The 22,437-nt window shown below is 70.0% G+C and carries 22 protein-coding genes and 1 pseudogene; 10 read left to right on the forward strand and 13 right to left on the reverse strand.

Translation table 11 applies throughout. From position 1 onward, the window contains the following. The first annotated feature begins 471 nt into the window (after nt 1-471). From ACFY7H_RS29570 to ACFY7H_RS29600, 7 genes are all read left to right on the forward strand, one after another. Entirely contained in the window at nt 472-777 is a 306-nt protein-coding gene (locus ACFY7H_RS29570; RefSeq protein ID WP_388944188.1) for a hypothetical protein, read from the forward strand. 62 nt (nt 778-839) lie between these two features. Next, nucleotides 840-1,649, forward strand: a complete 810-nt coding sequence (locus tag ACFY7H_RS29575) for a hypothetical protein (protein ID WP_388944191.1) — start codon at nt 840-842, stop codon at nt 1,647-1,649. Nucleotides 1,650-2,525: 876 nt separating this feature from the next. Continuing rightward, nucleotides 2,526-2,948: a lipocalin/fatty-acid binding family protein gene (locus ACFY7H_RS29580; RefSeq protein WP_388944193.1), complete on the forward strand. Its 423-nt coding sequence runs from the start codon at nt 2,526-2,528 to the stop codon at nt 2,946-2,948. 354 nt (nt 2,949-3,302) lie between these two features. Next, a complete protein-coding gene (locus ACFY7H_RS29585) occupies nt 3,303-3,863 on the forward strand; it encodes an MOSC domain-containing protein (protein WP_388944196.1) in 561 nt (186 codons plus the stop codon). A gap of 336 nt (nt 3,864-4,199) precedes the next feature. After that, complete coding sequence (locus tag ACFY7H_RS29590) at nt 4,200-5,060, forward strand: 4-phosphopantoate--beta-alanine ligase (RefSeq protein ID WP_388944199.1); 861 nt, start codon at nt 4,200-4,202, stop codon at nt 5,058-5,060. A 68-nt stretch (nt 5,061-5,128) separates the two neighbouring features. Then, nucleotides 5,129-6,130, forward strand: a complete 1,002-nt coding sequence (gene denD / locus ACFY7H_RS29595; RefSeq protein ID WP_388944202.1) for a D-erythronate dehydrogenase — start codon at nt 5,129-5,131, stop codon at nt 6,128-6,130. A gap of 221 nt (nt 6,131-6,351) precedes the next feature. Next, a complete protein-coding gene (locus ACFY7H_RS29600; protein WP_388944339.1) occupies nt 6,352-6,573 on the forward strand; it encodes a DUF6233 domain-containing protein in 222 nt (73 codons plus the stop codon). A 190-nt stretch (nt 6,574-6,763) separates the two neighbouring features. Here ACFY7H_RS29600 and ACFY7H_RS29605 read toward each other — a convergent pair whose 3' ends face one another. The 7 genes from ACFY7H_RS29605 to ACFY7H_RS29635 form a co-directional block, all read right to left on the reverse strand. Further along, nucleotides 6,764-8,131, reverse strand: coding sequence for a condensation domain-containing protein (locus ACFY7H_RS29605; protein ID WP_388944205.1), 1,368 nt, complete (start codon nt 8,129-8,131; stop codon nt 6,764-6,766). Nucleotides 8,132-8,790: 659 nt separating this feature from the next. Next, nucleotides 8,791-9,999, reverse strand: a complete 1,209-nt coding sequence (locus ACFY7H_RS29610; protein WP_388944208.1) for a cytochrome P450 — start codon at nt 9,997-9,999, stop codon at nt 8,791-8,793. 112 nt (nt 10,000-10,111) lie between these two features. Further along, the gene (locus tag ACFY7H_RS29615; protein ID WP_388944211.1) at nt 10,112-11,410 is read right to left on the reverse strand and encodes a cytochrome P450; all 1,299 of its coding nucleotides are present in this window, start codon (nt 11,408-11,410) and stop codon (nt 10,112-10,114) included. Then, nucleotides 11,407-11,922 (reverse strand): hypothetical protein, encoded by a 516-nt coding sequence (locus tag ACFY7H_RS29620; protein WP_388944214.1) that lies wholly within the window; start codon nt 11,920-11,922, stop codon nt 11,407-11,409. The genes ACFY7H_RS29615 and ACFY7H_RS29620 overlap by 4 nt, the downstream gene beginning before the upstream one ends. A 142-nt stretch (nt 11,923-12,064) precedes the next feature. Then, a complete protein-coding gene (locus ACFY7H_RS29625; protein ID WP_388944216.1) occupies nt 12,065-13,225 on the reverse strand; it encodes a cytochrome P450 in 1,161 nt (386 codons plus the stop codon). Between the two features lie 283 nt (nt 13,226-13,508). After that, nucleotides 13,509-14,732, reverse strand: coding sequence for a beta-ketoacyl-[acyl-carrier-protein] synthase family protein (locus ACFY7H_RS29630; protein WP_388944219.1), 1,224 nt, complete (start codon nt 14,730-14,732; stop codon nt 13,509-13,511). 102 nt (nt 14,733-14,834) lie between these two features. After that, nucleotides 14,835-15,128 (reverse strand): acyl carrier protein, encoded by a 294-nt coding sequence (locus ACFY7H_RS29635; protein WP_388944222.1) that lies wholly within the window; start codon nt 15,126-15,128, stop codon nt 14,835-14,837. A gap of 121 nt (nt 15,129-15,249) precedes the next feature. Between ACFY7H_RS29635 and ACFY7H_RS29640 the strand changes: the two genes are divergently transcribed. Continuing rightward, nucleotides 15,250-15,408: a hypothetical protein gene (locus tag ACFY7H_RS29640; RefSeq protein WP_388944224.1), complete on the forward strand. Its 159-nt coding sequence runs from the start codon at nt 15,250-15,252 to the stop codon at nt 15,406-15,408. On the opposite strand, the gene ACFY7H_RS29645 is transcribed toward ACFY7H_RS29640, so the two are convergent. The 3 genes from ACFY7H_RS29645 to ACFY7H_RS29655 form a co-directional block, all read right to left on the reverse strand. Then, entirely contained in the window at nt 15,395-16,615 is a 1,221-nt protein-coding gene (locus tag ACFY7H_RS29645) for a beta-ketoacyl-[acyl-carrier-protein] synthase family protein (protein ID WP_388944227.1), read from the reverse strand. The two genes, ACFY7H_RS29640 and ACFY7H_RS29645, sit on opposite strands and share 14 nt — an antisense overlap. After that, on the reverse strand, nt 16,612-16,884 hold the full coding sequence (locus ACFY7H_RS29650; RefSeq protein ID WP_388944343.1) for an acyl carrier protein: 273 nt from the start codon (nt 16,882-16,884) through the stop codon (nt 16,612-16,614). The genes ACFY7H_RS29645 and ACFY7H_RS29650 overlap by 4 nt, the downstream gene beginning before the upstream one ends. A gap of 2,152 nt (nt 16,885-19,036) precedes the next feature. After that, entirely contained in the window at nt 19,037-19,444 is a 408-nt protein-coding gene (locus ACFY7H_RS29655) for a hypothetical protein (RefSeq protein WP_388944346.1), read from the reverse strand. A 377-nt stretch (nt 19,445-19,821) separates the two neighbouring features. Here ACFY7H_RS29655 and ACFY7H_RS29660 point away from each other — a divergent pair. Continuing rightward, nucleotides 19,822-20,489, forward strand: a pseudogene (locus tag ACFY7H_RS29660) (transposase); the annotation flags it as partial. A 19-nt stretch (nt 20,490-20,508) separates the two neighbouring features. Here ACFY7H_RS29660 and ACFY7H_RS29665 read toward each other — a convergent pair. Then, nucleotides 20,509-20,796, reverse strand: coding sequence for a CbrC family protein (locus ACFY7H_RS29665; RefSeq protein WP_388944230.1), 288 nt, complete (start codon nt 20,794-20,796; stop codon nt 20,509-20,511). 153 nt (nt 20,797-20,949) lie between these two features. Here ACFY7H_RS29665 and ACFY7H_RS29670 point away from each other — a divergent pair, with 153 nt between their 5' ends. Next, nucleotides 20,950-21,306 (forward strand): transposase, encoded by a 357-nt coding sequence (locus tag ACFY7H_RS29670; protein WP_388944233.1) that lies wholly within the window; start codon nt 20,950-20,952, stop codon nt 21,304-21,306. 27 nt (nt 21,307-21,333) lie between these two features. On the opposite strand, the gene ACFY7H_RS29675 is transcribed toward ACFY7H_RS29670, so the two are convergent. Together ACFY7H_RS29675 and ACFY7H_RS29680 are read right to left on the reverse strand one after the other, a co-directional pair. Further along, nucleotides 21,334-21,663: a hypothetical protein gene (locus ACFY7H_RS29675; RefSeq protein ID WP_388944236.1), complete on the reverse strand. Its 330-nt coding sequence runs from the start codon at nt 21,661-21,663 to the stop codon at nt 21,334-21,336. 515 nt (nt 21,664-22,178) lie between these two features. Next, a complete protein-coding gene (locus tag ACFY7H_RS29680) occupies nt 22,179-22,337 on the reverse strand; it encodes a hypothetical protein (protein WP_388944239.1) in 159 nt (52 codons plus the stop codon). Nucleotides 22,338-22,437 lie beyond the last annotated feature (100 nt).

Genomic DNA, 22,437 nt, shown 5'->3' on the forward strand with positions numbered 1-22,437 from the left:
TGTTCGGGGCGCGCTTGCTACAGATCGAACTCGAGGTGCTGTGACTGAGCGGTTGAGTTGACGAGTTAGTACCCATCTGGCGCGTCATGCCGACGGCTGCCGGCATGAACACCAGGCGCCGGCCGCTGGCCACCGTTCGGGCAACCACGACCGTCCGTACCCGAATACCTGTCGCTGTATGTGGTGGGTCGATAACAGTCTGTAGTATCGCCCTTCGGTGTGCTTACACCAACCAGAGCAGGCGAACACGGAGGAGCAGACGTGCATACGTGGAGAACGGCGGCCGCCGCAGCGTCGATGGCGGTCCTGGCGCTCATCGGGGGTACCTCACCCGTCGCGGCGAGAGGGGCGGCGGTCGACCCGTCCGCTCCGGCCACCGCGCCGGCTGGGGGGGCCAGCGATGGCAGCGTGGAAGCCGTGAGGGCCGGCTCGGACGGGGACGCCTCGGCGGTGATCCGGTGTGAGGGTCAGGTGCAGCGACCGCACAACTCCACCCACGTGCCCGGCACCGTCAACGTCGTCGTCACGGTCACGTGCTCGGGAGCGGTGCCGGAGATCACCACCCGAGCGGCCCTCTATAAGAACGGACAGCTCGGCAATCAGTCCCAGCTGAGGACGCAGAGGAACACCCGCAGCGGCCAGAACAATGCGGCCGTGAGGTGCAGCCCCGGCAACTACCGCGGCTGGATGTACTTCAAGGTCGTCTTCCCGCCCGGCTACCAGCCGCCGACCGGCTCCGCCAACGGCCTCGGCCAGGAAGTGCCCATCAGCTGCTGATCCGTAGCTGGCCGGAAGAGCGGCACTTGTTGCACGGGCGCCGCCGGGAAAGGAGTTCCAGCGTGCGCCCCACCCCCGCCCGGATCCTGCGCCGGCGAGTGACACAGCTCGACGCGGCAGGTGATCTGACCGCTGACGTGGATGCAGCGCTGCGCCATTTCACCTCCGTCATGACGCGGTGGACCGAGCCCGAAATGACGGCCCTGGCGGGCGGTCCGGCCGTCCTCGCCCCGCCTGAGCTGGAGGAGGCGGACGAGATGGCCGACGGCTGCCTGCTGCTGGGCCGGCTCACCCGAGACGAGGAGAGTCTCGTCCGGGGGCCCCTCGACCGGACGCGCCAGCACTGGATCGGCACCAGCCCGCACGAGCTGGTGCCACACCGGCAGCCCACCCTGGTCCCGGAGCGGTTCACCGCGCCCGGCGGGCACCCCGGTCCGCCCAGTACCAAGCCGTTCCACCTGGGGCTGTACACGTCCACGGCACGGCGTGACGGGTCAGGCATGTGGCGGATCTACCTCGACCTGGGGTCGAGTCTTCACCCCCGGCCCTGGCAGACCTGGCACCTGCCAGTCACCGCTCCAGCCGCCGACATCCTCGAAATCAACGGCGCGGGCGACTGGGCGGCTTTCGTCGGGCGCTATCCACTGGCCAGGGGGGACGACGTCTACCCCGACTGGGCCAAGGCAGCCCGGGACTACGCCGGCGTACATATGACGCTGCGCGCGATCGTCACGGTCCAAGGGTTTGCAATCCCGGTGGCGGACGGCCTTGCCGCGGCGCCCTTCTGGGACATCGAATCGACGCTGTGGCTGCGCTGGTGCTTCGCCACCCCGAGTCTCATGGAGGTCACACCGCCCCACGTCGGGCCGTGACGTGGCCTACAGACAGATCAGATCGCCGCTCGTCACATAATGCGATCAGATCGGCCGCACCCGTGACCCCGAAGACTCAACTCGCCAGATCAAGCGCTAACTCGCCAACCAAGCGCTCAGTCACAGGTGCTCGATGTCCGTGAACCGGACCTCCTCCGTTGTCGACGTCGGTGACGATGCCGTCCTTGGTGTACCGGGCCACCGCCGCTCCCACAGGCTGAGTCCTGCCGCCCTCCTGTGATCAGTGCATGACGTGCTGGCCAGCTCTCGGCGGCCGGGGAAATGGACAGCCCACCGGAACACGGCATGTGACACGACCGCGGGATCCGACCATGAATCGCAGATCAGACCGAGGCGTGAGGACACTGCGTTCGGGAACCTACAGCCCGCTCCGCACGGGTGAGGGCGGCCAGAATCTTGGCGCGGGTCTTAGCCGCGCGCGTCACGTCGTCAGCAGTCATGTGATCATCAGGCCCGACCGGGCCTGTGCACAGGGGCCGGCGCCCGGCGGACCGCCGGTCGCGGCCGGGTCTGCTGTGACTGTGCACCGGACCTGGCCAGGGTTTGCAGCTACTTGGCCAACGGGTTGCCAACTCGTTGGACAGGATGAATCGGCTGGGCCGCGCCACGGGCTGCGGGCCGTGAAGGGGTGACCACCCGTTCGCTGTCTCCCGGCCGACGTCCGGGCACGTTTGGGTGAAGATCATTCGCTAGGCGCGAACACGGACCCTTCGCCAGGTGGGGACGCGATGGGATGACTCCTCCGGAGACCGTCCCAGGAGCTGATCTCCTTCGGGAGTTCAGTCGGGCGCCTTCGGCATGCGTCATGCCCTCCCGGTTTCCCCGGGACGGCCCCCTTCCCAGAGAGGCTGACCAGTGAGTTCTCCCGTAGGCAAGTACGATCTGCTGTCCGACCCCACAGACCGGGCCTGGGATGCGTTCCTCAGCGCGGTGGGGGTTGGCGATGCCGACCGCGAAGCGGGCACCATGATGAAGCCCACCGTCGAGATCGCCGTCACGGACGGCAAGTGGTCTCTGAAGAGCCGCTCCGAGATGGGCAGTCAGGAGACCGTCTTCACCCTCGGAGAGAAGGTCCCCACCCGGCTCGACGCCGGCCCGACGGAGGGCATCGGCGGGACCTCGGTCTTCACCCGGCCCGCCGACGACAAGCTGGTGGAGAGCATCACCGTCGGCGGCCAAGACGGCCAGATCACCCGGGAGTTCTCCGCTGACGGGCTGACCGCCACCTTCTCCTTCCAGGGCAAGACCGCCGTGCGCAAGTACAAGCGCATCGCCTGACGCTAGCACCGCGCCCGGCCCCTCCCCTGTCGATACGGAGCGGTCGGGCGCGGCCGCTCTCTCCATGCCTCATATGGCGGCCCGGGTGGCGCTCAAACTGGCCAGGTAGCGCGAAACCGGTGGCCATCAACGCTGCACGGCGAAACGGCCCACGCCCGCACAGGTGGTCGCGTACACGTCCACCGACCTGGCCGCGGAATGGCTGCTCAGCCTGGCCTTGGCTCAACTCGGTCGTAGGGCGGCAGAGTTGCTGGTCTTCGTTCCGCAGGTGCGGGACCCGCGCCCTGCCCCCAGCCACACCGGTGACAACGTCCCGGGAGCCAGGCTCCCGGCACAGACCCTCAGGAAGCCTCGTTGACGCACCCAGCCGACTCCCCGCAAGTGATCGCCGTCAGCAGCAGCACCTCGCACGACACCATCGACAAGACCAACCGGGACTCGATCACCCTCCTCGCCGGGATCGGAGTCGAGGCAGACGCACACGCCGGGGCCACCGTGCAAAATCCGTGGAAAGTCCGGCTGGATCCCACCGCGCCGAACCTGTCCCAGGTCCACCTCCTGGCCGCCGAACTCCTCGACACCCTCGCCCAGGCCGGATACCCCGTCACCCCCGGCCAACTCGGCGAAAACATCACCACCCGCGGCATCACCCTGGAAACACTCCCCCACGGCACCCTGCTGCACATCGGCGACGACGCCGTTCTGCGCCTCACCGGCTTGCGCGACCCCTGCCGCAGGATCAACAGCCTCCACCCCCGCCTCCTCAAGCAGGTCCTCCACCGCCACCAGGACGGCACTCTCGTCCGCCGGGCCGGCGTCATGGCCGTCGTCGTCGCCACAGGCCGCATCACCCCGGGCATGACCGTCCACGCAGAACTACCGCCCCTGCCTCACACACCCCTCCCGCCCGTGTGACCCTCCGGCCAGGGCCGGCGGGACAGGGCGGACCAGGGTCACGCCAGGCCGCGATCCCCACGACACGGCGAAGCGGACACCCTCCCAAGGGTCCGGGCGCGGCCGGGGTAAGCAGTCAGGCACCCACTGACGCCCCGAGCACCCCCGCCCAAGGCCGGCCACAGCGCACTCAGCCCGCCGCCTCCCCCGGCCGAACCACCAAACAGTGAACGCCCCTCGTTCTTGCCCTACGGGCGAGAACGAGGTTCGAGGTTGCGAAGTTTCGCCTGTGCAGGAGCGCGGGTAGGGAGCCGCCGCTATAGAGCTCGGACTTTGTTCAGAGGAGGCAGGGGTTCCATGATCGTGGCAACGGACCGTGCGGGGCTGTTACGGGCGCGTGCCGAGCTGGTGGGGTCGGTTGGCCTGGTGATCACCATGGGCGCGCTGCACGCCGGGCACGCGGCGCTGGTCCGGGCGGCGCGGGAGCGGACGGATCACGTGGTGGTGACGGTGTACGTCAACCCGCTGCAGTACGAAGATCCGGCGGTGTATCCGAGTACGCCGGAGGCGGACTGCGCGCTGTGCGAGGCGGAAGGCGCGCGGGTGGTGTACCTGCCCCAGACGGGCGAGGTGTACCGCGAGGGGGACCCGCTGGTGCGGGTGGCGCCGGGGCCTGGGGGTGAGGGGTTGGAAGCCGAGGGACGGCCGGGCTACTTCGACGGTGTGCTCACCGTGATGCTGAAGATGACCAACCTCGTCCGGCCGGATGCGGTCTTCCTCGGAGAGAAGGACTTCCAGCAGCTGGCACTGTTTCGGCGGATGGTCTTCGACTTGGACGTGCCCGCCGAGGTCGTCGCCGTGCCCACCGTGCGCGAGCGCGACGGCCTGGCCCTCTCCAGCCGCAACACCCGCCTCTCCCCCGCCGAGCGCACCACAGCACTCGCGCTGCCGCGTGCCCTGGCGGCCGGGGTGCAGGCGGCGTCGAACGGCAGCCGGGGAGAAGATGTACTAGCGGCCGCCCGCAAAGTCCTGGCCGAGGCCGCGCACGGCGAGATCCCGGTACAGCCGCTGTATGTCGAGCTGACCGGTCCCGGTCTGGAACCCAGCCCGCAGACAGGCCAGGCGTGGCTGCTGGCTGCCGTGCAAGTCGGGGCCACCCGGCTGATCGACGGCATGCCCCTCACCCTCACCCCGCCCCTACGCGCTGGCCGCGGCTGAGCAACAAACCGGGGCGGCGGCACGCCGCGGAGTACGTCACAGCCGGGCATCTCGGAGGGAGAACACGGTTGAGGGTTGTCATCACGGGCGCGTCCGGGTTTCTCGGACAGCGGCTCGCAAGGGCGCTCCTGCAAAAGCGGGCACTCGCCGGGAGGCCGGTACGGCGGCTGGTCCTGGCCGACGCCGTCCCCCAGCCCGATCCCGCGACCGGCTCCGATCCACTCACCGAGACCGTGCACGGCGACGTCCACGACAGCCTCGACGACATCTTCGCTCGGCCGGTCGATGTGGTGTTCCATCTGGCCGCCGCGGTCTCCGCCGCCTGCGAGGCTGACTTCGACCTCGGCATGCGCGTCAACGTCGACACCACCCGAGCCCTTTTGGAAGCCGCCCGCCAGCAGGCAGCCGCAGGCGGGCCGCTGGTGCGGCTGGTATTCTCCAGCAGCCTCGCCGTCTACAGCCGCCCCACAGACCACAGCGCACCCGTCAGCGAGACCACCGCTCCCTGGCCGCACTCCAGCTACGGCATACAGAAATTGATCTGCGAGCACCTGATCAGCGACTACACCCGCCGCGGGTACCTCGACGGACGCGTCGCCCGCCTGATGACCGTCGCCGTCCGCCCAGGGCAACCGAACGCGGCCGCCTCCGGGTTCCTATCCTCGATCATCCGTGAACCCCTCAGCGGACTCCCCGCGACCTGCCCGGTACAGCCCGACCTGACGGTGGCCCTGGCCTCACCCGCCACCACCATCAACGGACTCCTACGCATCGCCGAAGCCGAACCCGGCCCGGAACCAGGACGCCTCGACACAAGGCTGCCGGTCAACCTTCCCGCGCTCACCGTCACGGTCGCCAACATGATCACCACCCTGCGGCAGCTCGCCGGCGACGCCGTCGCCGGTCTCGTCACCATCGCACCCGACCCGGCCGTCGAATCGATCGTCGGCTCCTGGCCGGCCGTCTTCGACAACCAACGCGCCGCCGCCCTCGGCCTCCGGCCGGACCGCGACCTCCGCACCCTGATGCACACCTACGTCACTGACCACCCCGACACGGTGACGGACTGATCGAGAAGGCGTTCCCGTCGTACCGGCAAGCCACCGCTAATGGCTGCCTTGTGCCCTGCGTGCAAGGAAGCACGGGCGACGCAGTACGGGAAGCAGCGATGTCCGAACCCCCAGCGGTCAGCAGCCCGCGGTTGGACCTCCTGCGCTTCCTCTAACGCGTCCAGCTCCAGGACCTCCAGCGCACCCGCGAATGGATCGCCGCCGAGAAGCAGCACGTGGCGGTGGAGGCTGCGCGCAGGCCTGCGGCGCCGCCTGCTGAGCGGCTGATCAATTACGGGATCGGCGTCGGTCGGCCGGCTGCGCGGGTGCACATCGGGAGCTGCTGGGACACCCGCAGCCGCTGCAAGCCCGCCACCACCGACTGCGCCCGGCGCGCCCTCGCCGAAGGCGTACACGGCTGCCCCGCCTGCCGCCCCGACACCGCACTGGGCGTGCTGGAATGACCGGCCGCCCGCCCCGTGGAGGAATGAACCCCAACCGAACCAAGAAGAAGCTGCCCCGCAGCGCGCCGAGATCACCGAACAGCACCGAGCGCGACCAGGGGCGGCCGCTTGATACGGGCGCGCCTGAGACGATCCGCGGCACGGCACGCCATCGGGGCAGGACCGTGCGTCAGCGCGTTCTATTCAAGTGTCATGGGTGATGTACGAAGTCGCGCAGGGTTTCGCCGAGCCGCCGGGTCAGTTCCGCATTGCTTCGTTCAGCTTCGGGGGTCTCGCTGTGAATGCTGTTCAGGTGCAGCCCGGTGTCGTTTCGGAACATCCATAGGAGGATTCCGCCGATGCCGGACATCCCCAGGTGGACTTTAGCTTTCCGAGGCGCGTGGTGTTCGGCGCCCGGTGCTTTTCGGAAGTCCAGGTAGGAGAACATGTTCACGGGGTGTGGCCAGTAGCGGGTGCTGTTGTTCTCTCTCGGAGCCAGCAACTCCCATGCCCGCACGTAATGCACGCCGGCGCATTCGCGGGCCGCCCCGTATGCCTTGCGTGTCTGGGCCAGGCGGTCGGCGAAGTGGGTCCGCTGCGGGACCGGGATCTCGATGGGCAGGGTGTTGACGAACCACCCGACGGAATCAGCGTACTCGCCGTCGCCGCGCTCGTTGCGGACCACAAGGGCTCGGCAGACGTCTGGCTCCTCTTCGGTGCTGGTGGTGATCGCCAGGGCCGCGAGAGCGGCGGTGAACAGCCCCGCTCCGGCGGTGCGGCACCTGGCTTCCAGTTCGTCGGTCTGCCGGGCGTCCAGCAGTGGGTTGGTCACGTTGATCGGCGGGTACCAGCGGCCGGGCTCAACGCCGAGGTCGAGGGGGAAGCGCGGGAAGAAGCTGCCGTTGCGGGTGCGGAAGCCCGCCCATCCTTCCAGGCGTGTGTCGGTGGCGTCCACGGCGGCGTTCCGGTCGCGCTGATCGTGGTTGAAACGCAGGTAGCTCCCGGCTGGTGGCGAGTCCGGGTGCCGTCCGTGTGCGAATTGACGGTAGGCGGCGGTGATGTCGGACACGGCGATGGTGGCCGACATGATGTCGGCGACAAGGTGGTCGAAGGCGAAGTACACCGTGGCCGAATCCTCGCGGACCACCGCGCCCAGCACCGTCTGGGGTCCGGACAACGTGTCCACGCGCTGGAAGGTGTGGCGCAGGTAGGTGCGGGTGTCGTCGGCCGAGGCGAGTCGGCCCGCGTCGACTCGTGCGAGGGCGACGTCGTCCGGCGCGGCGGTGGTGCAGGTGAGGTCGCCGGAGGCGGACTTGTGGAAGCGGGTTCGGAGTACTTCGTGACGTCGAACGAAGTACAGGAGGGCCGCCTCCAGCGCGTCCAGGTCTAGCGGGCCGGGCACTTCGAAGGTCCCGGCGATGTAGAACATGAGCCGGGCCCGCGCGGCTCTGATCCGCTCGGCCGCCGCGTAGTGCCTTTCCTGGTTGTAGCCGGCGGCGCGGTCTGCGGCCCCCGTGACGCGTGGTCCTGCCGCTTCGACTGTGGTGAGGCGCCATTGCCAGGCGTGCCCCGGTTCCACCCCGGCGTTGTCGACGGATGTCTGGTACATGCTTGCCTTTCATTGCGCTTCCAGGTGCACCAGAACGCTCTCGCAGCAGCGTTCCACGAGCACGCCGTGCCGGGTGAGGTCAGGCTCCGGGACGGCGAGCCGGGTGTGGGGAAACCGGTCGAAGAGCGCGGTGATTGCGGGCGTCGTCGGAAGGCGGGCCAATCGCGCGCCCGGCAGAAGTGCGGCCGCAGGCCGAAGGCGAAATGAGCGGCGACCTCGTCCCGGTCTGGAGTGATCACGTCGGGATACGGGAATTCTTCCGGATCGTGGTTTGCGGCGGCCAGGCTGATCATGACCACTGCGCCCCTCGGGGATCTGAGTGTCGGCGACCGTCACCGGATCGCGGGCGAAACGCCATGTGGCGACGGCGAATGGACTCATATGGCGCAGGAGTTCCTCGATGAGGCCCGCTGCAGCGTGGTCCGCGCATAAGTTCGATCGGCCCGCCGGTGATGAGCATGGTGGCCGGTGAGATGCCGCCGGAGTACAGCCCCCAGGCCATGGAGGTCAGTTCCTGTGGGGAGAGGTCTTGGCGCTGCTGGGCCCCGATGAGGTGGGTAAGGGCGTCGTCTGCGGGGTTTCGGCACGACCGGGTCGGTCGGCGATGGCATGGTCGGCGGGTAGCTGCTTCATGTGCTTGTTCCGGTGGCCTGAGCGCTCCTGGTACGCACGGGAACGCATTGGTAGCCGTGTTCGATGAGGACCCCTTGTCGGCGCAGCGCGGATTCGGGGACGGTGAGGTGCAGGTCGGGGAATGTGGTGAACAGTGCGGTGAGCGCTGCTGTCGCCAGCAGCCGGGCCGGCAGGGCGCCGGGGCAGTAGTGGGCGCCGAGTCCGAACGCCAGGTGGCCCTTGTTTCGGTCGGGGTTGACGGTATCGGGTTGGGGAAAGAGGGCCGGGTCGCGGTTGGCGCCCGTTAGCGCGATCAGCACCACGGAGCCCTCGGGGATGAGCGTGCCGCCGAGCGGGATGTCGTCGAGCGCGAAACGCCAGACTGAGACCGGGAAGGGGCTGATGAGTCGCAGGAGTTCGTCGGTGAGGCGCGAGGCGGTGGCCTCCTGGCGCAGATGCCGGCGCAGATGGGGATGGCGAAGGAGTTCTACCGCTGCGGAGGTGATCAGCGTCGTGGTGGGTGAGATGCCCCCGGAGAAAAGCCCCCAGGCGACGGAGAGGAGTTCCTCCGCTGTGACGTGCCCCTTTTTGTGCGCCAGCGCCAGCTGGGTGAGGACGTCGTCCTTGGGATCGCGTGGCTTCTCACGCAGGATGCGGGCCCACAGGCCGAACAGTTCCGTCTTGCGTTTACGCACGCCGGGCGCCTCTGGGTCGCGGGCTCCGATCACCGCGAGGGTCAGTTCGGTCAGTCGGGGCAGCGGGCCGGGCGGGATGCCAAGGATGGCGGCCGTGACCCGTACGGCGAGCGGCCGCGCGTAGTCGGCGACGATGTCGGCGTGTTCGGCTTGGGCCATGGCGTCCAGGAGTTCGCTGCAGGTGGTGTCCATGTACGGGCGCCACTGCCGTGTCGCGGCACCGGACAGCAGGGGGGCCAGGAGGGTCCGCAGCCGGCGGTGGTCGGTTCCGTCGCTGTTCAGCAGGTGTCGGCCTTCGGCGGAGAAGAGGTCGTCGGGGTAGCGACGGCCGCCGAATCCCTGGCAGGGATCGGGTAGGCGGCGCATGTCGTAGGCCAGTCGGGGGTCGGCCAGTGCCGCACGCGCCTCCGCTGCGCCGGTGACCACCCAGGCGACGAGTTCCCCGGGCAGGACGGTCTGCTGGACAGGTGCCCGCTCGCGCAGTGTGGCGAAGGCCGCGGAGGCGTCCCAGAGTGCCGGGTCGCCGGTCACAAGCCGCGGGTGCGGGCAGTTCGGTGCAGCCGGAAGGGTCTGCCGGGCAGCAAACGTCATGGGTGTGGGAGGTGCCGTTCTGCGTTCGGTCGTGGTGGTCAGGTCGCGGTGGTCAGGTCGCTGTGAGACGCACGGGAAGTTCCCTGACGCCGCGGATGGTTGCGGTGGAGTCCTTGTGGCGGACCGGGCCGGCCAGCTCGATGTCACGGGTACGGGCGAGGAGCCGGCCGAGGGCCAGGGATGCCTCAAGGCGGGCGAGTGGCGCGCCGAGGCAGTAGTGGATGCCGGCTCCGAAGCTCAGGTGCGGGTTGGGCGTACGGTCCACATGCAGCCGGTCGGGTCGGGAGAAGGCTCTTGGGTCGTGGTTGGCCGATCCGATCAGCAGGGCGACCGGGGTATCCGGGGCCATGGGCGTGCCGGCGATCACGGTGGGACGCTGGACCGTTCGGAAGGTGATCTGGACGGAGGAGTCGTAGCGCAGCAGTTCGTCCAGGGCTGCGCTGTCCAGCCGGCCGTCGGCGACCCGGCTGCGGGCAAGGGTGCTCTGCTCGGGATGCCGCATGAGGGCCAGGGCGCCGTTGGCGATGATGTTGGCGGTGGTCTCGTAGCCGGCGGTCAGGAGCAGTGCGCACATCGGGAGCAGGTCGCGCCGGGCAGGTCCGGCCCCCGAGTCGCAGCCGCCGACCAACGCACTGAACGGGTCGGGGCCGGGGGCGGCCCGCCGTTCGTTGATCTTCCGGTGCAGGTAGGTGACGAAGCCGGCGGCCGCGATGTGAGCCTGTGCGCGGCTCTGGTCGTCGAGGGCATAAGGAGGGTCCAGGAGGCGTGCGATCGGCGGGGTCTGCTCCCGGATCCACTTCTGGTCCTCCTCGGGCAGCCCGAAGAGACCGCAGATCACGCGAAGTGAGAGGGGGTAGGCGAAGTCCGCCAGCAGGTCGATCTGCTGTTCGGCCAGTACCCGGTCGAGCAGTTCGTCCACGGCCGCCGCGATACCGGGTGCCAGCGCGGCGATCGCGAGCGGGCTGAAGAACCGCGAAGCGATCCTGCGCAAGGGGCCATGGTGGGGCGGGTCCATACCGAGGAACGAAAAGATCCGGTTGGGTGCGGTCAGCGGTCCGTGTCCCAGCGCGCTGTCGCGCAGCGCCCGTGATACCTCCGCATGACGGGTCACCACCACCAGCCCGTGCGGCCCCCGGCACAAGGCGGCGCTCTCACGTGCCGCGGCGTATCGGGCGTACGGGTCGGTGTGCTGGGCGGGGTCGAAGGGGTCGAAGTACGGGCGTACCGCGAGAGCGCGGGAGGGCGCCGGGTTCATACGCAGGTCTTCCCCGTTGTCGTCGTCGGGCGTCGGGCGTCGGGCCGTCCGGGTGCGGCGCTGGTGCAGGGTCCGCCGCACCCGGCAGGCGGTCACGGGGTGTAGGTGACCGTGCCTGTGACCTTGTTGTGGATCTCGCCGCTCGGATCGACGCTGACGCGGGCGGACTGCGCCGCGATCGCGACGGACCAGGAGGCGAAGCGGGTGCTGGAGGCGTCGTTGACGCCGTTGATCGTCACTTCCACCACGCCGTCCGCGCCCACTTGCTGACGGACGTCGGTGAATGTTCCGGTGGAGACCGTGCCGTCCTTCCAGTCCACCCGGGCGCGGTAGACGGGCGTAACGCCGTCACCGGCGTCCGGGGCGGGGGTGGTACCGCTGAACGTGGTGGCGCCCTCCAGGAGGGTTTCGCCCTGGGCGTTCTTGCAGGTGATGGTGCCGGTTCCCTCGAATGTGGTGTCGCCGAGGGCGGGAACCTTCACCGTGTTTTGGGCGGTGCTCTCGCAGACGACGGCCTCCGCGGCTACGGGCGCCGCCGGCTCGGCCGAGGACGCCGGCGCGTAGAGCGCCGTGCCCGCGCACAGGGCCGCGGCCAGAGCGGTGGCCATTGGAAGGCGTCGTGACGTGCGGGCCTTCGGGGAAGAGGGGTGCATACGTGCTGTCCTTTCCATGTGACGGTCCCCGGCACGAGGTGGAGGGTGCCGGGACGGGTGGGGGCCTGCCGGGGCCCGGGCGGGGAGGGAGCACCGTTCAGTGGCCCAGTACGACGGGCAGCTCCGTCCAGCCGCGCATGTTGGCTCGGTCGTTGCTGCGGGGCGGGCCGGCCTGCGTCATGCGGGGAAAGCGTCGTAGCACGGCGGGCAGTACCAGGGAGGCTTCCAGGCGGGCCAGTTGGGCGCCCAGGCAGTAGTGGGGACCGCCGCCGAAGGCGAGGAGCCTGCCGTGGGCCCGGTTGGGTCGGAAGGCGTCCGGTTCTGGGAAGCGCTCGGGGTCGTGGTGCGCGTCGGCGATCAGAGCCGTCACTTCCTGTCCCTCGGCGACCCGTACGCCACCGACGGTCATCTCCTGCCGGGCGACGCGGGTGATCTGCCGGATCGGCGGAGCGGCCCGCAGGGCCTCATTGATCGCGGCCTCCACCGCGGCCGGCTGCGCGGAGGCCACCGCGGCGCGTTCCGGTGCGGTGAGCAGGGCGGCGACGGCGTTGTCGAGCAGCGTCGTCGTGGTGTCGATGCCGGCGGCCAGGGCGAGGGTGAGGGCGGAGGCAGCCTCGTCGTCGTCGAGTTCCGCGGCGACCAGGGAGGCCAGGTCGTCCGCCGGACGGTTTCGCCGCCGGACGATCAGCCGATCCAGACAGGGCCGCAGGAGGCGTGCCGCGCGGTTGGCCCGGGCCAGGATCGCCGGCCCGACCTCCGGATCGAGGAGGGAGAGCAGCGGCTGCACCTGTTCGTGGACGAAAGGGCCGTCCTCCTCGGGCAACCCGACGAGGGCGCAACCGGTGCTGAGTGTGACCGGCAGGGTGAACCGCCTGTGCAGGTCGACGACTTCGCCGGACGGCGATGCGTCGAGCAGGTCCAGCAGGCGCTCGGTCGCGGTGCGTACGGTCCCGGTCAGCTCCCGCAGCCGCGCCGGGCTGAAGGCGGGCGCCATGACCTTGCGCAGGCGCTGGTGGTCCGCCCCGTTGTGGAACACCAGGCTGGTGCCGAACAGCCGCATTCCGGCGCTCTGGCGCCAGCCCGGAAGGCGGGCGTCGAACCAGTCGGCGTCCTTGACCTCGAAGGCGGGGTGCTGGGCGACGAGGGCCACGTCCGCGTACGCGGTGAATACCGGGTCCTGCTCGTCCCGGTGTCGCTCGCGCCCCGCGGGGACGGTGGCCGGAAGGCTCGTGACGGCCGGTTCCGTGGTGTGCTGCACCTGGTCCCTTCCTCGCGGTGCCGTGGCTCGGCAGTCCGGTCCCGGACCGGGTCCGAGTGGTCCTTGCCGGCCTGATCCGAACCGGGCCGACACTGTCCGACGTGGTCCTGCCCGGCGCGCTCCGTCCGACCCGGTCGGCCCGGGCGGCCTTCTGCGACCAGGTCCGGTCCGGTCACCGGGAGCAACGAAGACAGGGTCGAGCGGGACACGGGAGGCGCGGGTGATCACACCGTTTGCCCCACCGCGCCCCGAGAGCCCCGCCCGCGGAGGGCATGCGGCCGGCTCAGCAGGCGCTGAACACCAGGGCCGCGTTCTGCCCGCCGAAGGCGAAGGACGTCGACAGCGCGGTGTCGAAGCCCACCCGGCGTGGGGCGCCCGTGACGAGGTCCAGCTCGTGGCCCGGGTCCTGCCGGGTGAGGTTGGCGGTCGGCGGCACCTGCTGGTGCTGCAGCGAGAGCACCGTGACCACTGCCTCGACGGCGCCCGCGGCGCCCAGTGCGTGTCCCAGGACGCTCTTGGTCGCGGTCACGGGCGGCACGCCGCCCCTGTCGAAGACCCGTAGCAGCATGCGGGCCTCTGCCGCGTCGCCCAGCCGCGTCGAGGTGCCGTGGGTGTTGACATGACCGACGTCGTCCGGTGCGCAGCCGGCGTCGGCCAGTGCCTGCCGTACGGCCTGTTCGGCGCCGTCCCCCTCGGGGTGGGGGGATGTGGGGTGGCAGGCGTCGGCGGAGGACCCGTACCCGCTCAGCAGCGCCCGGCTGCGCGCGCCGCGGGCCCGGGCGCGGGTGAGTCGTTCGAGGACGAGGACGGCGGCGCCTTCCCCCAGGACGAATCCGTCACGGTCGGCGTCGAAGGGGCGAGAGGCGAGGGCGGGATGTTCCGTCCGCCGGGACAGCGCTCGCATCTGGGCGAAGCAGACAGCGGTCATCCGCGACCACGACTCGGCGCCGCCCGCCAGGACCACGTCGCACAGGCCGCCGAGGAGCAGTCCTCGGGCGACTCCGAGCGCGTTGGCGCCCGAGGCGCAGGCGCTGGAGACGGTGAAGTTCGGGCCCCGGGCCCCGGTGTCCAGGGCGATCTCGCCGGCGACCATGTTCGGGACGCTGCGGGGCAGCGCCAGGGGGGACACCGCTTCGGGCCGACCCTCACCCAACCGTGTGAACTCCTCGACATACGTTCGCAGGCTGTTCGATCCGACCCCGAGGACGACACCGACCCGCTCCGGCGGACCGTTCGGGACGCTCAGGTCCGCGTCCGCGACGGCGCGGCGCGCGGCGGCAATTCCGAGCTGGGCGAACCGGTCGAGACGGCGCGCGAGCCGCGGGCCGAGTTCCTGCTGCGCGTCAAAGTCCCGTACGTCGCAGGAGATGTCGACCGGCAGGCCCGCGAACGCCGGGTTCCGGGCGGCCAGGGAGCGCCCCGCGCACAGGGCCGCCCAGTTCGTCGCCGTATCGCAGCCGCCGGGCGTGACCAGCCCGACTCCGGTCACGGCCACCGCGTCAGCCACGGGCGCTCCCGCGTGGATGGACCGGAGCGCGCCCACCCTGGTTCCGCCGGCGGTCCCAGTGGCCCGCCTCCCTGGCCCGGCCGGCGCAACAGGCTGTCGTGATCATCGTGCCAGGATCCCCGCGATGGTCCGGGCGGCCTGTTCCAGGGACGCGTGCGGTGGGACTTCCCCCAGCCGGCTGCCGATCTCCACGCCTGTGCGCTCCGCCAGATAGGCGCCCATCTCCAGCAGGGCGAGCGAGTCCAGGCCCAGCTCCTCCAGGGTCGTCACCGGCGTCAGCATGTCGGCGGGGAAGCTGAACAGCTCACCAAGGAGCTCCATGAGGCTCTCGGTGCCGAACTCCTCGACCTCGGCCTCGACCACCCGGTCCGTCATCGTCGCGTTCTCCTCGTCCATGGGCGTGTCCACTTCACCAAAGGGGAACGACGGCGCAGGCGGCCGGTTACCGCCTCGGGTCGGGGATCACCATCCTGTCGCGCACGCGCCGAACGACGGCCAAGGACGCCTTCGGTACGTCGTGATCCGCCGCCGCACCGGGCTGTACGGGCGCGGCGGCGTGCGCATCGACCTCCATGACCGCCTCGGTGTCGCTGCCGGTGGCGTCCTCGACCACCCGGTGGTGGTGACGACGCCCGTGGTGGCGACGGTTCTCGCGGAACGAGTCAGGCGCTGGTGAAGATCAATGCGGCGTTCTGCCCGCCGAACCCGAAGGATGTGCTCAGGGCGGCACTCATGCGATGTGGGCGTGCGGCCTTGGTGACGACGTCCAGGTCGATGCGGTCGTCGAGGCGGTCCAGGTTCGCCGTCGGCGGGATCTGCTGGTGCTGAAGTGTCAGGACTGTCAGAGCGGCCTCGATAGCGCCTGCTCCGGCGATGGCGTGGCCCAGAACGCTCTTGTTCGCCGTCACCGGCGGCGGGGACCCGAACACGGTACGCAGCGCCCGTGCTTCCGACAGGTCGTTGAGCTCGGTCGAGCTGCCGTGGGTGTTGACATGGTCGATGTCACCGGCCCGCATCCCGGCCGAGGCGAGAGCGGCGCGGATGGTGCGGGCGGATCCGCTGCCGTCCGGGGTGGGCGCGGTGGGGTGGTGGGCGTCGCATCCCAGAGCGCTTCCCGCCAGGTAGGCGTGTACGGCGGCGCGGCGTGCACGGGCGTGTTCACCGCGTTCCAGCACCAGGACCGCTGCGCCTTCGGCGAGGACAAAGCCGTCGCGGTCGGCGTCGAAGGGGCGGCTGGCTTCCTGCGGCGCATGGTTGCGGCGGGACAGAGCCCGCATCTTGTCGAGGCTGGCGGTCGCCAGCGGGGAGCAGATCGAATCGCTACCGCCAGCCACCACGACGTCGCAGGTACCGGAGCGCAGCAGGTCGCGGGCGAGGCTCATGGCGGAGGCCCCGGAGGCACACGCGGTGCTGACGCAGAAGCTGGGGCCCTGGGCACCGAGGTCGATGCTGACCTCGCCTGCCGCCATGTTGGCCGAGCCGCTGGGGACCGTGGCGGGTGAGATGCCTTGCGGGCGGTTGTCGTTGAGCTTCTTCAACGCGGCTCCGCTGGCGGAGCCGCCGCCGTTGGCGCCGATGATCACCCCCAGGCGCGTCGGGTCGACCGTTCCCTTTTCCAGCCCGGCGTGGGCGGCCGCCTCCCGGGCGGCGGCCAGCGCGAGTTGGATGAAACGGTCCGTGCGCCAGGTGTAACCGCGGCCCAGGACCTGCTCCGGCCGGAAGGTCTCGGCCCTGCAGGAGAAGGTGACCGGCAGGCCCTCCAGCCGCGGGTCGTAAGACGCGGTGGGCAGGCCGTCGCGGATCCGGTCCCAGGTAGTGGGCGTGTCGTGCCCTGCGGCGGTGACCATCCCCATACCGGTCACCGCTACGGCTTCTGTGCTCATACGTCGGCCCCCATGGCCGGTGCGGGAGCCGGGCCCGCTGTCGGCTGCACACTCTGAAGGTGGATGGTGACCTCACCGAGGGTGGGATTGCCGCGCAGTGCCGTGATGCCATCGGGCACGCGCAGGCCGTGTTGGTCGTGCAGGACGGTCAGCAACTCCAGCAGGACGATGGAGTCGACCTCCAGCTCATCCAGCCGGGTGCCGGGGCCGAGGTCTGCGGCGGTCCTTCCGAAGTGGTCGGTGAAGGTATGAACTAGCAGGTCCAGCATGGGGGACAAAGCAACGGTCCTCTCAGGGGCTAGGAGCAGGGGATGTCCGGCGGGAGGTGGGCATGGCGAGCCGGTGTTCCGGACGGCCCCTCGACCGCCCGTCATGCCGGTGCCGAGACGGGAGCTGGGAAAAGTGTGGGCATACACCTGCCGTAGCTCGGGTGGCGAGGACAGCGCGGCCCGCCCGCGCATGGGAATCGTCTGGTTCGACACGGACCGGGTCTCTCGTCCAAGGGCCGTTACGCAAACGCGTACCGATGGGTAAGGCGTATTCACGCGAGTAGTCGGCCCGCGAGGCCGTTCGTCGTTCAAACGAGTGCCGAAGACGTAGGTTGCGCCCGTTCGGCCGGCCCGCCGGCTTGCGGACAGTCAAGGAACGCACAAGTCCCACTCGGATCTACGGGGTGGCTCATACCCGGATGCGACAGCCAGACCTCCACCCGGGGGCCGCAGTATCGAGTGCAGCATCCACTCCGAACCGGCGTTGTGGTCCAGGGGGTACCCATACACCCGCGCCACGACCGACATCCCCCGCCTCGCCACGGCGGGCCCGCCGTAACGGCCTGTCTGCCGACCTGACCTGCTGCACGAGACTTTTCCACATCGAGTGCGGCACCACTGGCACGGGCCACTTCCGCGACCGCGATGCCTGCTGCCCGCGGAGACGAGCACGGCAGACAGAGGGCGGCAGAGGGCGGGCAACCGTTCGCCCAGGAACGCGAGCCCGGCAAAGCGCTGCGGCAGCAGCCCGACACCACCAGCGCAGCCCTGCCCGCACCTTCCGGCACCAGCCCGGCCGTCCACCACACGGAGATCAATTCACCATCAGTGTGTCCCAACTCCGAACAGCAGTGCCCCACGAAAACGCCGCAGCACCCACAGCCGCGCCGAGGTTCATCAGGACACGGGGTGGTACACCGCGCTCTAAGAGCGCACATGCCCGCACGACAACGCGCCGGTGCGCGCGGGCCGAACGCGCCTGAGACCAGCCCACAGCTACGAGCGAGCAGCTGCACCCCAGCCGCCTGACCCAAGCCGACTTCAAGGCGTGTCCCCCGCAGCACCGCAGCCGCCCTCGGTGGATCACCGAAACCGAACGGTGCGCGGCCGCCTCACCGGTCACCGGCGACGAGGGCACCGCCGGACTGGGGTGCGGTCCGCGTGGCAGCGGAAGGCCCGTCGAAAAGGGCGTCCTTCGAGTCGGGCCCCGTTGAACGCCGGGCCCTCGGGGCCCGTAGTACGTCCGCTGCGCTCGCCTCCTCGGTCTCTTCAACGGCTATGGCCCAGCCCCAGCTAGGGAGGTTCTGGCCGGTGAGGTTGCGACGGCGGCGCGCAGCAGGTCCCGCGGAGGCGGCGGGCAACACGGCCCTCGTTAAGGCACGCTCCACCCCGACCTGCACGAGCGGTCGGCGGCCGGTTGCGGGTGGTGTCCGGTACAGGCATCGCGCGCAGGACTCACCGCGACGGCCCGTACCTTCTGCTCGCGTCCCGCCGGCGCGGCCCGGTCCCACTCCACGCAGCAACCGCGCAGGGGCAGCGCATCGGGTGCCGTCTGCGGCCGCTCCTGGAGGGCCTCCGCGATCAGCACCTCCATCCTCGTGTTGCAGCCATCCGACGGGTTCACGCCCCCGTTCCAGTGCCGGAAGCTCGTGCGCTGGTAGCCGGTGCGGTCCTCGACAGCGAGGGGGCGCGGAGACCGCCACCCCCATCGGCAGGACCTGCGGCACCGCGGCCGGCTGCTCGGCCGCGTACGCGGCGGTGACGGGCACGGACAAAACAAAGGCGGCGGCCGCGACAGCGGCCCGCATCATGATCTTCACGAGAGGGCTTCAACCGGCCCCGCCCGCAGCGGCGACGAGCCCACAGCGGCCGGTACACCCACTCGGGCCGCCCAGTTCACCGGCGAAACGCCACTGCACACCCCCCGGCCAGGCCCTGCCCGACCGTGCGCACGCCCCATACTGCTGCCGGAGGCACCTGTCCGGTAGACGGAACCCACCGCGCCCCGGTCAACGCACGGCCCCAACCTCTGTACCTCCCCCCGGGCGGCACGTGCGGCGAGCGCCGACTGGTTCATGCAGAACCTTCTACGAACCCCGCCTCCCCCAAGCGACGGCTGCGTGAACCATGCCGACGGGCAGGTCGATTCAGGTCAACGCCTTGTGTCGTCTGCCCACGCCGAGATATCGGCGGCAGCCCGCCGGACAGCGTCTTCCTGGTCCCGGGCAAGGTTCGCGCAGGCCGCCGCGACGTTCGGCACACCGTCCGCTCCCACGAGCGCGTCATGCACCCCGGTCCGCAGCCAGTCAGCCTGGTTGTCGTCAGCCTCGGCAACCGCGAGAGCAATGAGCCTTACAGCGGCCACCGTCCCCACCCGGGCCAGCGCCTCTGCCGTCTGCCGGGTCACCGCCGTGTCCTCGACGTCCAGCAGCAGCCCCACCAGCACTTCCGCAACCTCAGGAACATCAACGAAGGAAGCAAGGTCGCGCCCGGCACGAACACGTTGCGCCCATGAAGGAGACGACGCCTCAGCCAAGGCCACCTCCAACTCACTCATCATCTCTGGCACGACCAGACAGTCTCATGCCCCACGAAGAAGATCGAACCCCGGGCCGGTGCTGCCCACACCGCTTGACGAAGAACATGGAGGCCCCCCGCGGCCCGCCCAGCGCCCCGCCGCCAGACCCAAGAGGGCGAAGACCCGCCCGAACACCCATGCGCCCGCGCCGCACCGCCCGGTATGGCCCGTGCCGGGCCCGGGGCCCGGCGCCGTGGACATGGCCGAGCTGTGCCGCGCCGCCCATGGGGTGACCAGCCCTTCCGTCACAGCACTGTGTCACCAGACCTACGGCCGGTGACCCGGTGACCGGCAACGGCAGTTGGCCACCCCTCGCCCTACGCTCCAGGCCACGAGCTTCCTGCCGGTCGTATATGGGCTGGGACCGGCTCCACCCACGACTGACGCGCCGAGCCGCCTGGCTCGACCACGAGGGCCCGCTGCCGATCACCGAAGGCACCGTGATCCGCACATCGGTCGAGAGGCTGCCCAGCGGTGGAGTGAACAAGCCCTTCTGGCTCTGGTGGTCCGGCACCGGCGCCACCACGCAGGATGTCGACCGGTGCTGGCAGTCCTTCCTACGACGCTTCGACCTGGAACACACCTTTCGCCTGCTCAAGCAAACCCTCGGATGGACCCGGCCGCGGCTGCGAAACTCCGGGGGGGCCGACCGCTGGACCTGGATCGTCCACGCCGCACACGCCCAACTCCGCGCCCGCCCCTCCTCGCACGAGACCTCCGCCGGCCCTGGGAACGCCCGGCGGAACCGAACAGACTCACGCCCGCCCGCGTCCGACGCGGGTTCAGGAACCTCCGCGCGAAGACCAGCACGCCAGCCAGTGCACCAAAACCAACCCGCCCCGGCCCCGGACGTCCGCTCGGCTCGAAGAACCGACGACCCGCCACCCGCCACCCGCCACCCGCCACCCGCTACGAGGTGGGACTCGTCCTCGCTACGGGCGAGGCCTACACCCGACTGACACACCACAAGAAGGGCACGAAGCCCCGGCGAACAACAAACGACGGCCGTGATCACGGCGCGGAATGAACGCCTGTCAGCCGATGTCTCAGGATGCCAGGCTTGTGTTGCAGTGCGAGCAGCGGAACAGGTAGGCGGTCGGCTCACCAGTGCGGTCCAGCCCCCGCAAGAACTCCTCGATATCTGTCGGCGACCAGCCGTAACGCCGATGGTCTTCACGGAGCATGGCGAGGGCCTCTGGGTGGGCCTTAAGCTCGCGATACCCGGCAGGGCCGAGAAAGGCCGCGCCGTCGCCACAGTGGTACAGCCAGGCCTCCTGCTTCCAACCCGCAAAGCCGGGAGTGCGTTGGGTGATTTCCTCGACGTCCGTCTTCAAATGATCGTTCGATGGTGGATCATGGCGTCGTGATTCGCCGCCACGAACTGGACGACTCCGAGCGGGACTTTCTAGCTCCGCTGATACCCAGTGCCGGCAGAGGCCGGCCTCAAGCAAAGGACCGCCGGGTCGTCAACGGGATGGTCTACCCGAGTGCCCCGCATCGGCCTCAGGCGGCCCCGCTGCCGACCGGGCCACGTGGTCGCCGACAAGGCCTACAGCTCACGCGGATTCCACGCCTACCTGCGACGACGCGGCATCGGACACACGATCCCGGAGAAGAACGACCAGAAGCAGCACCGCCGCAACCGAGGTAGCCAAGGCGGCCGGCCCGCGGGCTTCGACCTACAGATCTACCGCCGCCGCAACACCGTTGAACGCTGCTTCAACCAGCTCAAAGGCTCCCGCGGCATCGCCACCCGCTACGAGAAAACCGCCACCTCCTACGAAGCGGCGGTCACACTCGCATCGCTCCTGCGCTGGACAAGATCATTTGACGACGGACCCTAGCTCCGGTGAGGACCTGACGGACGAGCCTCAGCCGAACTTGACGTACGTCGGGAACGGGGCGGCATATTCGTCCGATTGCCGGGATCCGAGGAACCTGCTGGATGACGTGCAACTGCTGTTCGTGTACAGGCGGGCATCGGTGTCGGTGTCGTTGGTCGCCTGACGGGCACCGCCCGGGATGGCAATGCACGGCCCGGTCGGCGTCGAGCCGAGGAGTGTCTCGCGTCCCGTGTCGGCACGGGTGTAGAAGAACGTCCCCTCCGCCGCCTGCGCCGATGTGGCCATACCCGTCACCGCCATCAACGCCGCCGCCCCGGCAATTACAGCGATCCTCACCGAACGCCTCAGTGCACGCATGCAGAACTCCTCCTCGAAGGGACCACTGGTCCGGAGAAGCCCGCCACCAGCTGAACAAGCGTCGCTCCCACCCCCCTGGAGGGAAATCCCCCATAAGAGGGGCATCGACGGGTTCGGCAGCGGCGGCAAGGGCAAAGCTCCTGTCGGGCCACCTGACGCAGGACCCGGAGACAACGGCCGAGTCAAGGTCAGCCACCGCGTGATTACGCCGCAATCACGCCTGCCGCCGTCAAAGACGCGCCCCGCAACGGGGCGGGGACGGGCCTGGGGCGGGCCGGGGGCGGGAGTCCGGATGCTGTGTACGGTCCCGGTTACAGGCCGGTGGGCATTCTTAGCGGCGAGCGCCGGCGGAGGCCACGTGATTGCTGGGCAATCACTCCGGCCGTCAACCGGCGCCGGGTGATTGCGACGCAATCACCCTCGCCTGTTCCAGAAAACTGGAACGGGGCGCCGACGGCGGGCCGGCCCTTCCGCGATTCCGACGGGACTGACGGGACTGAAATCCGGGGTGGGGTTCACGGGTGCGGGTAGCCGTGGCCCGGCGGCAGGTACTCCCGGTCCGGGTCGCCGCCGACACCCAGCAGCACGATCCGCTCGAACGACGCCTCCTCCCCCAGCGCCCGCACCCCCGCCTCCGTGTCGAAAGCCCGGTCTGCGGCCGCCAACAGCCGCAACGGCCCTCCTCATCCGCCACACGCCGCCGACCCCGCGGCCGGGCCGGAAGGCTCACGGCACCCGAACGCCACGGGCTCTCCCCCAACACCGACTCGGCCA

Origin of the sequence: Streptomyces sp. NPDC012794 (genome assembly GCF_042901085.1) — a bacterium.
In the GTDB taxonomy this organism is placed as follows: domain Bacteria; phylum Actinomycetota; class Actinomycetes; order Streptomycetales; family Streptomycetaceae; genus Streptomyces.